We start from the raw sequence: 13,849 nt of genomic DNA on the forward strand, positions 1-13,849 counted from the left end.
GGCCCCGCGCTCGCGACTAGGCTTTCCTGTCGTGTCTCAGATCTCCCGCGACGAGGTGGCGCACCTGGCCCGGTTGTCCCGGCTGGCGCTGACCGATAGCGAGCTCGACAGCTTCGCCGGCCAGCTCGACGCCATCCTGACCCACGTCAGCCAGGTGCAGGCGGTCGACGTCACCGGCGTCGAAGCGACCGACAACCCGCTCAAGGACGTGAACGTCACCCGCCCCGACGAGCCGACCCCCTGCCTGACGCAGTCGGAGGCGCTGGCACAGGCGCCCGAGGCCGCCGACGGCCGCTTCGCGGTGCCCCAAATCCTGGGGGACAGCGAGTGAACGAGATCATCCGGTCCGACGCCGCGACCCTGGCGGCCCGGATCGCCGCCAAGGAGCTGTCGTCGGTCGAGGTCACCCAGGCGTGCCTGGACCAGATCGCGGCGACCGACGACCGCTACCACGCCTTCCTGCACGTGGCCGCCGACGAGGCGCTGGGAGCGGCCGCCGTCATCGACGAGGCGGTGGCCGCGGGGGAGCGGCTGCCCTCACCGCTGGCCGGGGTGCCGCTGGCGCTCAAGGACGTCTTCACCACCGTCGACATGCCCACCACCTGCGGCTCCAAAATTCTCGAGGGCTGGCGTTCCCCCTATGACGCCACCCTCACCACGCGGTTGCGCGCCGCGGGCATCCCGATCCTCGGCAAGACCAACATGGACGAGTTCGCGATGGGCAGCTCGACGGAGAACTCCGCCTACGGCCCCACCCGCAACCCGTGGGACCTCGACCGGGTGCCCGGTGGCTCCGGGGGCGGCAGCGCGGCGGCGCTGGCCGCGTTCCAGGCTCCGCTGGCCATCGGGTCCGACACCGGCGGCTCGATCCGGCAGCCGGCGGCGCTGACCGCGACGGTCGGCGTCAAGCCCACCTACGGCACGGTGTCGCGCTACGGGCTGGTGGCGTGCGCGTCGTCGCTTGACCAAGGCGGCCCGTGCGCTCGCACCGTGTTGGACACCGCGCTGCTGCACCAGGTGATCGCCGGGCACGACCCCCGCGACTCCACGTCCGTCGAGGCGGCGGTGCCCGACGTCGTCGGGGCCGCCAAAGCCGGTGCGGCCGGTGACCTCAAGGGCGTGCGGGTCGGAGTCGTGAAGCAGCTGCGGGGCGACGGCTACCAGCCGGGAGTGCTGGCCTCGTTCGAGGCCGCCGTCGGGCGGCTGACCGAGCTGGGCGCCGAGGTGACCGAAGTCGACTGCCCGCACTTCGAATACGCGCTGGCCGCCTACTACCTGATCTTGCCGTCGGAGGTGTCGAGCAACCTGGCCCGCTTCGACGCGATGCGCTACGGGCTGCGCGTCGGCGACGACGGGACACACAGCGCCGAGGAGGTGATGGCGCTGACCCGGGCCGCCGGTTTCGGCCCGGAAGTCAAGCGGCGCATCATGATCGGCACCTACGCGCTGTCGGCCGGCTACTACGACGCCTATTACAACCAGGCCCAGAAGGTGCGCACGCTGATCGCCCGCGACCTGGACCGCGCGTACGAGTCGGTCGACGTGGTGGTGTCGCCGGCGACACCCACCACCGCCTTCCCGCTGGGGGAGAAGGTGGACGACCCGCTGGCGATGTACCTGTTCGACCTGTGCACGCTGCCCCTGAACCTGGCCGGCCACTGCGGCATGTCGGTGCCCGCGGGGCTTTCCCCGGACGACGGCCTGCCGGTCGGGCTGCAGATCATGGCGCCGGCGTTGGCCGACGACCGCCTCTACCGGGTGGGCGCCGCCTACGAGGCGGCCCGCGGCCTGCTACCGTCGGCACCCACCCTGTAGCGCCGCTTCGCAGGCGATTTTGCCCTTGCCCGCGCCATAGGGGCGTCGCCCCAGGCAAGATGAAGGCATGCGGATCGGAGTTCTCACTGGCGGTGGTGACTGCCCGGGGCTGAACGCCGTCATTCGGGCGGTGGTGCGCACCTGCGACGCCCGGTACGGCTCGTCGGTGGTCGGCTTTCAGGACGGGTGGCGCGGGTTGCTGGAAAACCGGCGCATCCAATTGCAGAACGACGACCGCAACGACCGGCTGCTGGCCAAGGGCGGCACGATGCTGGGAACCGCCCGGGTGCACCCCGACAAACTGCGCGCCGGGTTGGACCAGATCAAGCAGACCCTGGACGACAACGGCATCGACGTGCTCATCCCGATCGGCGGTGAAGGCACGCTGACCGCCGCGCACTGGCTGTCCGAGGAGAACGTTCCCGTCGTCGGCGTGCCGAAGACCATCGACAACGACATCGACTGCACCGACGTCACTTTCGGCCACGACACCGCGCTCACCGTCGCCACCGACGCCATCGACCGGCTGCACAGCACCGCCGAATCCCACCAGCGGGTGATGCTGGTGGAGGTGATGGGCCGGCACGCGGGCTGGATCGCGCTGAACGCCGGCCTGGCTTCGGGCGCGCACATGACACTGATTCCCGAGCAGCCCTTCGACGTCGAGGAGGTGTGCCGGTTGGTCAAACGCCGCTTCCAGCGCGGAGATTCGCACTTCATCTGCGTGGTCGCCGAGGGGGCCAAACCCATCCCGGGCTCAATCTCGTTGCGCGAGGGTGGACTTGACGAGTTCGGCCACGAGAAGTTCACCGGTGTCGCGGCCCAGCTAGGCGCCGAGGTGGAGAAGCGGATCAACAAGGACGTCCGGGTGACCGTGCTGGGCCACGTCCAGCGCGGCGGGACGCCGACGGCCTTCGACCGGGTGCTGGCCACCCGGTTCGGCGTCAACGCCGCCGATGCCGCCCACGCCGGTGAGTACGGCCAGATGGTGTCGTTGCGGGGGCAAGATATCGGCCGGGTGGCCCTGGCCGACGCGGTGCGCCAGCTCAAGCTGGTGCCCGAAAGCCGGTACGACGACGCCGCCGCCTTCTTCGGCTGACCACGGCGAATTCGGCAAACGGCGGGTTGCCGCGGTGTGACTCCGGCCTGGCCAGGGCCTGAATTCGCCCGACTTCTGACCACCTACGGGCCGCTTGCGCAAATTCGTGGTTTCCGGAAGGGTTCCCCGCGGTTATACCCCCGGAGTGAGCAACCGCGGCTCGATTCGCGGAGTCGTTCAGTACCCCGCGGCGACGGCGGGGCCAATGGGCCCGCCGGTCCGTCGGCCGCGACCGCCCGGTTGGCTTGTCGATGCCGATCCCGCGGCCGCCACGATGCCGCAGCCCCATCCTTCGGATCCGGCCATCCGCGGGCCGCAGTTCAGGCCGCCCCCGCCCGCATCCCGGGGTCCCGTGGTGCGGCGGCCCGCGCGACTGCCGGGCGGGACGGCGCTGGACGGTCTCGATCAGCAGGAGCCCGACGGCTCCTCCCGGTTCAGCTGGCGAGAAGTGGTCCATCGCCTGACGGGCGTCGATCTGGGCCCCGGCAAAGACGCGCGGTACAAAGAGGAGCTACGCAACCGCATCCGCGCGGAGGTGGGCGGGGCGTTTCCCATCGCCGTTCTCAACCTCAAGGGTGGCGTCGGCAAGACCGCGGTGGTGGAGGCGCTGGGGTCGACGTTCGCCGACGCGCGTAAAGACCGGATCATCGCCGTCGACATGGACGCCGGCGACCTGGTGGAGCGCCACGGCAGGCCCAACGCGCTGGGAATGGCCGAGCTGCTCGCCGACGACACGGTCACGAGCTACCAGGACGTACGCGCACATACCTACATGAACAACTTCGGCCTGGAAGTGCTCGGGCTGCCCGACTATGCGCACACCGAGTGGCGGCTCGAGCGTCATGACGCGGTGAAGGCATTTTCGATCCTGCGCAACCACTATTCGGTGGTGCTGGTGGACTGCGCGAAGGCGCTCAATTCGGGTGTGATGGATGCCGTCCTGCGCGAGGCGCTCGCGCTGGTCGTGGTTACCAGCACGTCCATCGACGCGATTCGCAAGACCGCTACCACTTTGGATTGGTTGGCCAACAACGCATATCAATGGCTGGTGCAGTCGACGGTATTGGCGATCAACCACGTGGAGCCGGCCAGGGTGGAGCTGCTGGCCGCCAAGGAGCTCGAGCGATTGTCCGCGCGCGTCGGTGCAACGGTGGTGCTGCCGTTCGATCGGCACATCCACGGCGGGAACCAGATCGAACTGGACCGACTGAGCAAGGAAAGCCGGCGAAGTTACCTCGAGATGGCGGCCGTGCTCGCCGACATGTTCCCGGGCAGGGGCGATGAGCCCAGCCGGTGCCCGGCGCCGCGGTCGCCGCACTGGCCCTGATCGCCCGGCTCCGCCGAGCTCGAGGTCACCACTAGGATCGGCTGCATGAGTGTTGCCGCCAGCGCCGATCTCATGAACTACGACGAGGTCATCGCGCGCTTCGACCCGGTACTCGGCCTCGAGGTGCACGTCGAGCTGTCGACCGTCACCAAGATGTTCTGCGGCTGCTCCACCGCCTTCGGCGCCGAACCCAACACGCAGGTATGCCCCGTATGCCTCGGGCTGCCCGGCTCGCTGCCGGTGCTCAACCGCACGGCGGTGGAATCGGCCATCCGGATCGGGCTGGCGCTCAACTGCGAGATCGTGCCCTGGTGCCGCTTCGCCCGGAAGAACTACTTCTACCCGGACATGCCGAAGAACTACCAGATCTCGCAGTACGACGAGCCGATCGCCATCAACGGCTACCTGGAAGCGCCGCTGGACGACGGCACCACCTGGCGCGTCGAGATCGAGCGCGCGCACATGGAGGAGGACACCGGCAAGCTGACCCACCTGGGCAGCGAGACCGGCCGCATCCACGGCGCGACGACCTCGCTGCTCGACTACAACCGGGCGGGTGTGCCGCTGATCGAGATCGTCACCAAGCCCATCGTGGGCGCCGGCGACCGGGCCCCCCAGATCGCCAGGGCGTATGTCACGGCATTGCGAGACCTGTTGCGCGCCTTGGGCGTATCCGATGTCAGGATGGACCAGGGATCGATGCGTTGCGATTCCAACGTTTCGCTGATGCCCAAGGGCGCCGCCGAGTTCGGCACCCGCACCGAGACCAAGAACGTCAACTCGCTGAAAAGCGTCGAGGTGGCGGTGCGTTACGAAATGCAGCGGCAGGCCGCCGTCCTCGCGTCCGGCGGTCAAATCATCCAGGAGACCAGGCACTTTCACGAGGCCGGGTACACCAGCCCGGGTCGGGCCAAGGAGACCGCCCAGGACTACCGCTATTTCCCCGAGCCCGACCTGGAACCCGTGGCACCCAGCCGTGAATTGGTCGAGCAGCTGCGCCAGACGATCCCGGAGCTACCGTGGCTGAGCCGCAAGAGGATTCAGCAGGAATGGGGTGTCTCCGACGAGGTGATGCGCGACCTGGTCAATGCCGGCGCCGTCGACTTGGTCATCGAGACCGTCAAGCACGGCGCCACCAGCGAGCAGGCGCGCGCCTGGTGGGGAAACTTCTTGGTGCAGAAGGCCAATGAGGCCAACATCGGCCTGGACGAGCTGACCATCACCCCGGCTCAGGTCGCCGCGGTGATCGCACTCGTGGACGAGGGCAAGCTGTCCAACAAGCTGGCCCGCCAGGTCGTGGAGGGAGTGCTGGCCGGCGAGGGTGAGCCCGAGCAGATCATGGCGGCCCGTGGCCTCGAACTGGTGCGCGACGACTCGGTGACCCAGGCCGCGGTCGACGAGGCGCTGGCCGCCAATCCCGATGTGGCGGAGAAGATCCGGGGCGGCAAGGTGGCCGCGGCGGGCGCGATCGTGGGCGCCGTGATGAAGGCCACCCGCGGGCAGGCCGATGCGGCTCGGGTGCGCGAGCTGGTGCTGGCGGCCTGCGGGCAGAGCTAGCGGCCGACCGCCCGGAGTGAATCAGGCGACGCGACACGCCGATTCAGCGTGCGCGCTCGCCGGCCGCGCTGAGACCTAGGTCTTGTCGTCGTTGTTGCGCGGGAAGCCGCCGCCCTGCGGGAACAGCGGGAACACGACGTCGTCGAGCTTCTCGGCGTCCCCGGCGGTCTTGTTGACGGTTGCGCCCCAAACGTTTCCGTCCGGGGACATCCGCAGCGCCCACGCGTGGGCGTGGGTGTCCTTGCGGACCACGTCGGGTTCACCGGTGACGGCACCCGTCGCGGGAGCCAGTCGCACGGCGACCGTCAGCTTGGTGTTGATCAGGTTGACCAGCACGGTGCCGTCCATCGCCGCGCAGCCGGCCACGCCGGGCTTGTCGGGCCAGGTCCACACCGTGGAGACCTCGGAGGTCTTGGTGATGCGCTGCAACCGATCCGCCGTCGGAGTGCGGTCGGCGACATAGAGCGAACCGTCCACGGGGTCGATGCACAGGCCGCCGCCGGCGCCGACGCCCGACAGCGCCGTCGTCGGCGGGGCCTGACCGATGGTGGTCGGCTGCTCGATGCGAAGCACTTTGCCCGCCAGCGATTTGGGATCCGCCGCCGCCGCGGGGTTACCCGCATCGCCGGTCATCACGACCAACGTGGTGGGGCTGGTGAAGATCAGCGCGCCGGTGTTCCCGGTGGCGCCCTTGGGGATCCCGGTCAGGATGTCTTTCGGGATGTCACCGTCGGCCACCCGGATCACCCGATTGTCGGTCGGCGTGCTGACGTAGGCGTACATGAGCCGGTCTTGCGTGTAGGTCGGCGACAGCACGATGTCCATCAGGCCGCCATCCCCGGACGGGTCGACGGGGATGACCATCTTCACCTTCGGCTCGGCGCTCACCGAGATCTCCTTGACCGCGCCGGTGGTGCGCTCGGCGACCAGCGCGGTTTTGCTGTCCGGACCCATGATCAGCCCGCTGGTGCTCTCCAGGCAGCCCTGCATCACGCCCGGAGCCGGGCACGCCTTGGGGAACGGCGTGGGCGGCAGCGGCGGCGGTGGGGGAGGCGTCGAACTGGGTTGGGGCTTGAGTTCGGGGTTGGTCGTGAACGGCTGCGACTGGGCGTCGTTGAACCGTGCGCAGCCGGTCGCGACGAGCACCACCGCGCAAAGCGCGGCGAACCCGCACCGAACCGAGCGCCCTAATCGCATGACCGACAGGCTACGGATAGTGCGGCCGCCGCCGCCACACGCATGCGCTGCCCGACCGGCGCGACGCGATCCGACCGCTTCCCCGGGACGGCCAACGGGCCGTGTCAGGCCCCCGATTGGCCGCCGGAACGGACCCTCCGTCGGCCCGCGAGAGGCATTTTCGGGCCGATCTGGGCGTGTTCGGCGGGCAAACCGCCGATTGCCTGGCGAAAGCGCCGCTCAAATCCCCAATTCGGCGCCAAATGCCCTTACCCTGACACGCGTGACCAGTCAACCGAATGACGGACATTGGCAGCGGCCCGGCGAATCCCCGGAGCCCACTCCAGGTCGCCCCGCGACGGCGCGTGTGGTTGACCCCGAAGACGATCTGACGCCCGTCGGTTACCCCGGCGACTTCAACCCCTCCACCGGAACCACCACCGTCATCCCCTACATGGGCGACCACGCCGGCGGGTCCAGCGCGGCGGGGTACAACGTGCTCGACCAACAGGAGCCGTTGCCCTACGTGCAGCCGCAGGCATCGCGGCACGCAGCGGCCGAGCCCGCCGAGATCGACGCGGACGAACACCACGGCCGGCTGCACGAAGTGGGCCGCCGCGGAACCCAGCACCTGGGCCTGCTGATCTTGCGGGCCGGGCTCGGTGTCGTGTTGGCCGCCCACGGGTTGCAGAAGCTGACCGGCTGGTGGGGCGGCTCCGGCGTGGGCGGGTTCAAGAACTCACTGTCCGACGTCGGCTACCAGCACGCCGACATCCTGGCCTACGTCAGCGCCGGCGGTGAGCTCGTCGCGGGCATCCTCTTGGTGCTCGGCCTGTTCACCCCCGTGGCCGCGGCCGGCGCGCTCGCCTTTCTGATCAACGGCATGCTGGCCACCATCACCGCGCGGCCGCATCCGCACAGCTTCACGTACTTCCTGCCCGACGGGCACGAATACCAGATCAGCCTGATCGTGATGGCCGTCGCGGTGATCCTGTGCGGGCCGGGCCGCTACGGCCTGGACGCGCGACGGGGCTGGGCGCACCGGCCCTTCATCGGCTCGTTCGTCGCGCTGCTGGTCGGCATCGCCGCAGGCATCGCGGTGTGGGTGCTGCTCAACGGGGTCAACCCGATCGCCTGACGCTCACTGATACGGGTTGGGCACCCGTCCCGAGCTGGCCTCGGTCAGCTGCGGCAGCGTCGCGAACGTCACAGCGGGCAGACGCACGTCCGCTCCACTCTTGAGGTGCGCGCGGGCCCAGGACCCCCGATGGAAGCGCAGCCCGTCGATGTCATCCCAGTCCACCGTCTGGCTGCCCAGCAGCGTGCGGACCGTCACGCCTCGATCGTCGGCGACGGTCCGCAACCGGACGATCAGCGCCGACAGCAGCACGGGGATCACCAGCAGCGGCGCCGAGGGCGGCCAGAGCATCACCGGGATCAGCAGCCCGAGGGTGAAGAACCCGACGGCCAGGTGCGCGATCGGGGACACCTTGATCACGACGGGCGTGTGGGAAGACGAACCGGTAGCCACCCGACCATCATTTCACCCGTCGCGGCGGGCCGGATCCGAGCGCGGGTCACGGGGAGCGGATTTGACTGCTGAGCTGTGCGAAGGCTACCGTCGGACGTTATGGATACCGCCGGACAGCCCGGGATGCTCGTAGTAATTAGTCGGCGCGTTGGTGCCTGACTAGCCTCTTCGGCATTTGAAGCTATCCAGACCAACGCGCAACCCTCGTGCAGCAGAAGAGCTGTCGGGGGTTTTTTGTTGCCCCCAGCGAGACTCCCAGAGTGAATAAGGACGAAAGACAGTGAGCGCACCCACCAGGCAGCACGCCACCCAGCCGGAGCGTGCCGCCGACATCGCCACGGACGCGGCGGAAACGCCGGCAGCCGCACCCGCACGGAAGCCGAAACGTGTTGGGCCCGAGAAACTTACCGGCGCGCAGTCGGTGATCCGGTCGCTGGAGGAGCTTGACGTCGAGGTCATCTTCGGGATTCCCGGCGGCGCCGTGTTGCCGGTTTACGACCCGCTGTTCGACTCGAAAAAGCTTCGCCACGTGCTGGTTCGGCACGAGCAGGGCGCCGGTCACGCCGCGAGCGGCTACGCCCACGCCACCGGCAAGGTCGGGGTGTGCATGGCGACGTCGGGCCCCGGCGCCACCAACCTGGTCACGCCGCTGGCCGACGCCCAAATGGACTCGGTGCCCGTCGTCGCCATCACCGGCCAGGTCGGTCGCACGCTGATCGGCACCGACGCCTTCCAGGAGGCCGACATCTCGGGCATCACGATGCCGATCACCAAGCACAACTTCCTGGTCCGCTCGGGTGACGAGATCCCGCAGGTGATCGCCGAGGCGTTCCACATCGCGTCCTCGGGCCGCCCCGGCGCGGTGCTGGTCGACATCCCGAAAGACGTGCTGCAGGGGCAGTGCACGTTCAGCTGGCCGCCGCGCATGGACCTGCCCGGCTACAAGCCGAACACCAAGCCGCACAACCGGCAGATCCGCGAGGCCGCCAAGCTGATCGCCGACGCCCGCAAGCCGGTCCTCTACGTCGGTGGTGGCGTCATCCGCGGGGAGGCGACCGAGCAGCTGCGCGAGCTGGCCGAGCTGACCGGCATCCCGGTGGTCACCACCCTGATGGCGCGCGGGGCGTTCCCGGACAGCCACCGCCAGCACATGGGCATGCCCGGTATGCACGGCAGCGTCGCCGCGGTGGCGGCGCTGCAGCGCAGCGACCTGCTGATCGCCCTGGGCACGCGCTTCGACGACCGGGTGACCGGGAAGCTCGACACCTTCGCGCCCGAGGCGAAAGTCATTCACGCCGACATCGACCCGGCCGAGATCGGCAAGAACCGCCACGCCGACGTGCCGATCGTCGGCGACGTCAAGGCGGTCATCACCGACCTGATCGCGATGCTGCGGCACTACGACGTCCCCGGCAACCTCGACATGACGGAATGGTGGGCCCATCTGGACAGCGTTCAGTCCACCTACCCGCTGAGCTACGACCCGCAGAGCGACGGCAGCCTCGGCCCGGAATACGTCATCGAGAAGCTCGGCCAGATCGCCGGCCCCGACGCGGTGTACGTCGCCGGGGTGGGCCAGCACCAGATGTGGGCCGCACAGTTCATCTCGTATGAGAACCCGCGCACCTGGATCAACTCCGGTGGGCTGGGCACCATGGGGTTTGCCATACCGGCCGCCATGGGGGCCAAGATGGCTCGCCCGGAGGCCGAGGTGTGGGCCATCGACGGCGACGGCTGCTTCCAGATGACCAACCAGGAGCTGGCCACCTGCGCCATCGAGGGCGTGCCGATCAAGGTGGCGCTGATCAACAACGGCAACCTGGGCATGGTGCGTCAGTGGCAGACGCTGTTCTACGAGGAGCGGTATTCGCAGACGGACCTGGCCACGCACTCGCATCGCATCCCCGACTTCGTGAAGCTGGCGGAGGCGTTGGGCTGTGTCGGATTGCGTTGCGAGCGTGAGGAAGACGTCGAAGACGTGATCAATGCGGCCCGGGCGATCACCGACCGTCCCGTGGTGATCGACTTCATCGTCGGCGCCGACGCGCAGGTGTGGCCGATGGTCGCCGCGGGCACCAGCAACGACGAGATCCAGGCCGCCCGGGGCATTCGCCCGCTCTTCGACGACGAGAGCGAAGGGCACGCCTGATGCACACGCACACGCTGTCGGTGTTGGTGGAGGACAAGCCCGGTGTGCTCGCCCGCGTGGCGGCGCTGTTCTCCCGGCGCGGTTTCAACATCGAGTCGCTGGCCGTCGGGGCCACCGAGCAAAAGGACATGTCGCGCATGACGATCGTGGTCAGCGCGGAGGAGACCCCGCTCGAGCAGATCACCAAGCAGCTCAACAAGCTGATCAACGTCATCAAGATCGTCGAGCTCGACGACGGCGCCGCGGTGTCCCGGGAGTTGGCGCTGATCAAGGTGCGCGCCGACGCGGGCAGTCGCAGTCAGGTGATCGAGGCGGTGAACCTGTTCCGCGCCAAGGTGATTGACGTGTCGACCGAGGCGCTGACCATCGAGGCTACAGGTGACCGCGGCAAGATCGAGGCGCTGCTGCGGGTGCTGGAACCCTTCGGCATCCGCGAGATAGTCCAATCGGGAGTGGTGTCGTTGTCCCGCGGTCCGCGCGGCATCGCCACGGCCAAGTAACACACAAGGAGATATTGAAACAGTGGCACTAGAAATGTTCTACGACGACGACGCAGACCTGTCGATCATTCAGGGCCGCAAGGTCGGCGTCATCGGGTACGGCAGCCAGGGGCACGCGCATTCGCTGAGCCTGCGCGACTCGGGCGTGCAGGTGCGCGTCGGGCTCAAGGAGGGTTCGAAGTCGCGGGCCAAGGTGGAGGAGCAGGGCCTCGAGGTCGACACGCCCGCCGAGGTGGCCAAGTGGGCCGACGTCATCATGCTGTTGGCGCCCGACACCGCGCAGGCAGACATCTTCAAGAACGACATCGAGCCCAACCTCAAGCCCGGTGACGCGCTGTTCTTCGGGCACGGTCTCAACATTCACTTCGGCCTGATCAAGCCGCCCGCCGACGTGACCATCGCGATGGTGGCCCCGAAGGGGCCCGGCCACCTGGTGCGCCGCCAGTTCGTCGATGGCAAGGGCGTGCCCTGCCTGATCGCGGTCGATCAGGACCCGAACGGCAACGGCGAGGCGCTGGCGCTGTCGTATGCCAAGGCCATCGGCGGCACCCGGGCCGGCGTCATCAAGACCACGTTCAAGGACGAGACCGAGACCGACCTGTTCGGCGAGCAGGCCGTGTTGTGCGGCGGCACAGAGGAATTGGTGAAGACCGGTTTCGACGTCATGGTCGAGGCGGGCTACCCGCCGGAGATGGCCTACTTCGAGGTTCTGCACGAGCTCAAGCTGATCGTCGACCTGATGTATGAGGGCGGCATCGCCCGGATGAACTACTCGGTGTCCGACACCGCGGAGTTCGGCGGGTATCTGTCGGGTCCGCGGGTCATCGACGCCGGCACCAAAGAGCGGATGCGCGAGATCCTGCGCGACATCCAGGACGGCACCTTCACCAAGAAGCTGGTGGCCAACGTCGAGGGCGGCAACAAGCAGCTCGAGCAGTTGCGCAAGGAGAACGCCGAGCACCCCATCGAGGTGACCGGCAAGAAGCTGCGTGACCTGATGAGCTGGGTCGACCGGCCGATCACCGAGACGGCGTAACCGGCCGGCCGCTTGCCGGCCGGGCCACCGCGCCGCGGCCGCGCTGCCGCGCTGCCGCGAGACATAAACCACGGCGACCGTTTACGGCGTGTCGTGTGCGTGGTTTATGTGTCGCGGAGCCGGCCGGCGGTTTCGACCACGCGGCGGGCCAGGTGGTCCAGGGCGTTCTCGGTGGCCTCGTCGCATTCGTGAATGTTGTCGTGGGTGGAGACCAGGCTCACCCCATAGGGATTCCCGTCGACGAACTTCAGCTGGTCCGTGTAGCCGGGCGGGACGATGATGCCGCCGAAATGCATCAGGGTGATGTATAGCGACAGCAGCGTGGTTTCCTGGCCGCCATGCACGGTGTTGGACGACGTGAACGCCGCGTACACCTTGTCCGCGAGCTTGCCCTCGGCCCACAGCCCGCCGAGCGAGTCCAGGAAGTTGCGCAATTGCGCAGCGGGAGAGCCGAAGCGGGTCGGCGAACCGAAGATCACCGCGTCGGCCCAGACGATGTCCTCACCGGTCGCCGCCGGAAGGTCCTTCGTCGCTTGGTAATTCGCGGTCCAGGCCGGGTTCTGCGCGAAAGATTCCGGGTCGCGGGTCTCGGCGACGTGCCTCAGCCGGACCTCGGCGCCTGCGGACTCGGCCGCGGCGGCCACGCGTTGCGCCATCGCGGTGTTATGCCCGGTGGCCGAATAGTAGATGATCGCGAGTTTGGTCATCAGCGCATCGTAGGACCTCGCCGACCCGCGCCCAACGGCCGTCGGTGCAGGTTACGGCAGTGGTGAGCCCGTCGAGGCCCGTCAAACGCAGCCGTTAGGCTGGCCGGGTGAATCTGCCTGTTGTATTGATCGCCGACAAACTCGCCCAATCGACTGTCGCCGCCCTGGGAGACCAGGTCGAGGTGCGCTGGGTAGACGGGCCGGACCGGGAGAAGCTGCTGGCCGCGGTGCCGGAGGCCGACGCGCTGCTGGTGCGCTCGGCCACCACGGTGGACGCCGAGGTGCTGGCGGCGGCCCCCAAGCTGAAGATCGTCGCCCGCGCCGGGGTCGGGCTGGACAACGTCGACGTGGACGCCGCGACCGAGCGTGGCGTGCTGGTGGTCAACGCGCCCACCTCGAACATCCACAGCGCCGCCGAGCACGCCCTGGCGCTGCTCTTGGCCGCCGCCCGGCAGATCCCGGCCGCCGACGCCTCGCTGCGCGAGCACACCTGGAAGCGGTCTTCGTTCAACGGCACCGAGATTTTCGGCAAGACGGTCGGCGTGGTGGGGCTGGGCCGGATCGGGCAGTTGGTCGCCCAGCGGTTGACGGCCTTCGGCACCCACCTGGTCGCCTACGACCCCTACGTCTCGCCGGCGCGGGCCGCGCAGCTCGGCATCGAACTGCTGCCCCTCGACGACCTGCTGGGCCGCGCCGACTTCATCTCGGTGCACCTGCCGAAGACGCCCGAGACGGCGGGCCTCATCGGCAAGGAAGCGCTGGCGAAGACCAAGCCGGGCGTCATCATCGTCAACGCCGCCCGCGGCGGCCTGATCGACGAGGCCGCGCTGGCCGAGGCGGTGAGCAGCGGCCACGTCCGGGCGGCCGGTCTCGACGTCTTCGCCAAAGAGCCGTGCACCGACAGCCCGCTGTTCGAGCTGCCACAGGTGGTGGTCACCCCGCACCTCGGCGC

Annotated in this window: 13 protein-coding genes; 10 read left to right on the forward strand and 3 right to left on the reverse strand. The window is 68.7% G+C overall.

The features are described from left to right. Window positions 1–31: 31 nt before the first annotated feature. From gatC to gatB, 5 genes are all read left to right on the forward strand, one after another. Window positions 32–331, forward strand: a complete 300-nt coding sequence (gene gatC / locus A9X05_RS16520; protein WP_067276513.1) for an Asp-tRNA(Asn)/Glu-tRNA(Gln) amidotransferase subunit GatC — start codon at window positions 32–34, stop codon at window positions 329–331. Continuing rightward, window positions 328–1,815: an Asp-tRNA(Asn)/Glu-tRNA(Gln) amidotransferase subunit GatA gene (gatA, locus tag A9X05_RS16525; RefSeq protein ID WP_067782746.1), complete on the forward strand. Its 1,488-nt coding sequence runs from the start codon at window positions 328–330 to the stop codon at window positions 1,813–1,815. The genes gatC and gatA overlap by 4 nt, the downstream gene beginning before the upstream one ends. Window positions 1,816–1,882: 67 nt before the next feature. Next, window positions 1,883–2,914, forward strand: a complete 1,032-nt coding sequence (locus A9X05_RS16530; protein WP_067758305.1) for an ATP-dependent 6-phosphofructokinase — start codon at window positions 1,883–1,885, stop codon at window positions 2,912–2,914. A 373-nt stretch (window positions 2,915–3,287) separates the two neighbouring features. Continuing rightward, on the forward strand, window positions 3,288–4,241 hold the full coding sequence (locus A9X05_RS16535) for a MinD/ParA family protein (protein ID WP_067782770.1): 954 nt from the start codon (window positions 3,288–3,290) through the stop codon (window positions 4,239–4,241). 45 nt (window positions 4,242–4,286) lie between these two features. Beyond that, the gene (gene gatB, locus A9X05_RS16540; RefSeq protein WP_067782749.1) at window positions 4,287–5,798 is read left to right on the forward strand and encodes an Asp-tRNA(Asn)/Glu-tRNA(Gln) amidotransferase subunit GatB; all 1,512 of its coding nucleotides are present in this window, start codon (window positions 4,287–4,289) and stop codon (window positions 5,796–5,798) included. 75 nt (window positions 5,799–5,873) lie between these two features. Here the strand turns inward: gatB and A9X05_RS16545 are convergent, their stop codons facing one another. Next, window positions 5,874–6,995: a sorbosone dehydrogenase family protein gene (locus A9X05_RS16545; protein ID WP_067782752.1), complete on the reverse strand. Its 1,122-nt coding sequence runs from the start codon at window positions 6,993–6,995 to the stop codon at window positions 5,874–5,876. Between the two features lie 262 nt (window positions 6,996–7,257). On the opposite strand from A9X05_RS16545, the gene A9X05_RS16550 reads away from it, so the two are divergent. Then, window positions 7,258–8,112 carry a DoxX family protein gene (locus A9X05_RS16550; protein ID WP_067782755.1) on the forward strand — a complete coding sequence of 285 codons (855 nt, stop codon included), beginning with the start codon at window positions 7,258–7,260 and terminating at the stop codon, window positions 8,110–8,112. 3 nt (window positions 8,113–8,115) lie between these two features. Here the strand turns inward: A9X05_RS16550 and A9X05_RS16555 are convergent, their stop codons facing one another. Continuing rightward, the gene (locus A9X05_RS16555) at window positions 8,116–8,472 is read right to left on the reverse strand and encodes a PH domain-containing protein (RefSeq protein WP_067782758.1); all 357 of its coding nucleotides are present in this window, start codon (window positions 8,470–8,472) and stop codon (window positions 8,116–8,118) included. 313 nt (window positions 8,473–8,785) lie between these two features. Here A9X05_RS16555 and A9X05_RS16560 point away from each other — a divergent pair, with 313 nt between their 5' ends. Genes A9X05_RS16560 through ilvC form a run of 3 tightly spaced genes read left to right on the forward strand, consistent with a single transcriptional unit; the run spans window position 8,786 to window position 12,190 of the window. Beyond that, the gene (locus A9X05_RS16560) at window positions 8,786–10,654 is read left to right on the forward strand and encodes an acetolactate synthase large subunit (protein ID WP_067782761.1); all 1,869 of its coding nucleotides are present in this window, start codon (window positions 8,786–8,788) and stop codon (window positions 10,652–10,654) included. Next, entirely contained in the window at window positions 10,654–11,154 is a 501-nt protein-coding gene (gene ilvN, locus A9X05_RS16565; RefSeq protein WP_067758323.1) for an acetolactate synthase small subunit, read from the forward strand. Before A9X05_RS16560 ends, ilvN begins: the two co-directional genes overlap by 1 nt. Before the next feature lie 34 nt (window positions 11,155–11,188). Beyond that, window positions 11,189–12,190, forward strand: a complete 1,002-nt coding sequence (ilvC, locus tag A9X05_RS16570; protein WP_082950394.1) for a ketol-acid reductoisomerase — start codon at window positions 11,189–11,191, stop codon at window positions 12,188–12,190. Between the two features lie 104 nt (window positions 12,191–12,294). Here ilvC and wrbA read toward each other — a convergent pair whose 3' ends face one another. Further along, complete coding sequence (gene wrbA / locus A9X05_RS16575; protein ID WP_067782764.1) at window positions 12,295–12,897, reverse strand: NAD(P)H:quinone oxidoreductase; 603 nt, start codon at window positions 12,895–12,897, stop codon at window positions 12,295–12,297. Between the two features lie 107 nt (window positions 12,898–13,004). Between wrbA and A9X05_RS16580 the strand changes: the two genes are divergently transcribed. After that, window positions 13,005–13,849, forward strand: an 845-nt coding sequence (locus tag A9X05_RS16580) for an NAD(P)-dependent oxidoreductase (protein ID WP_231978419.1), incomplete at its 3' end; no start/stop codon positions are given.

Source organism: Mycobacterium sp. E3298, from assembly GCF_001666895.1.
Taxonomy (GTDB): domain Bacteria; phylum Actinomycetota; class Actinomycetes; order Mycobacteriales; family Mycobacteriaceae; genus Mycobacterium.

Coding starts and splice junctions, on each gene's coding strand:
- A9X05_RS16530 (WP_067758305.1), top strand. CDS start 1,883: ATGCGGATCGGAGTTCTCACTGGCGGTGGTGACTGCCCGGGGCTGAAC.
- gatB (WP_067782749.1), top strand. CDS start 4,287: ATGAGTGTTGCCGCCAGCGCCGATCTCATGAACTACGACGAGGTCATC.
- A9X05_RS16545 (WP_067782752.1), bottom strand. CDS start 6,995: ATGCGATTAGGGCGCTCGGTTCGGTGCGGGTTCGCCGCGCTTTGCGCG.
- ilvN (WP_067758323.1), top strand. CDS start 10,654: ATGCACACGCACACGCTGTCGGTGTTGGTGGAGGACAAGCCCGGTGTG.
- ilvC (WP_082950394.1), top strand. CDS start 11,189: ATGTTCTACGACGACGACGCAGACCTGTCGATCATTCAGGGCCGCAAG.
- wrbA (WP_067782764.1), bottom strand. CDS start 12,897: ATGACCAAACTCGCGATCATCTACTATTCGGCCACCGGGCATAACACC.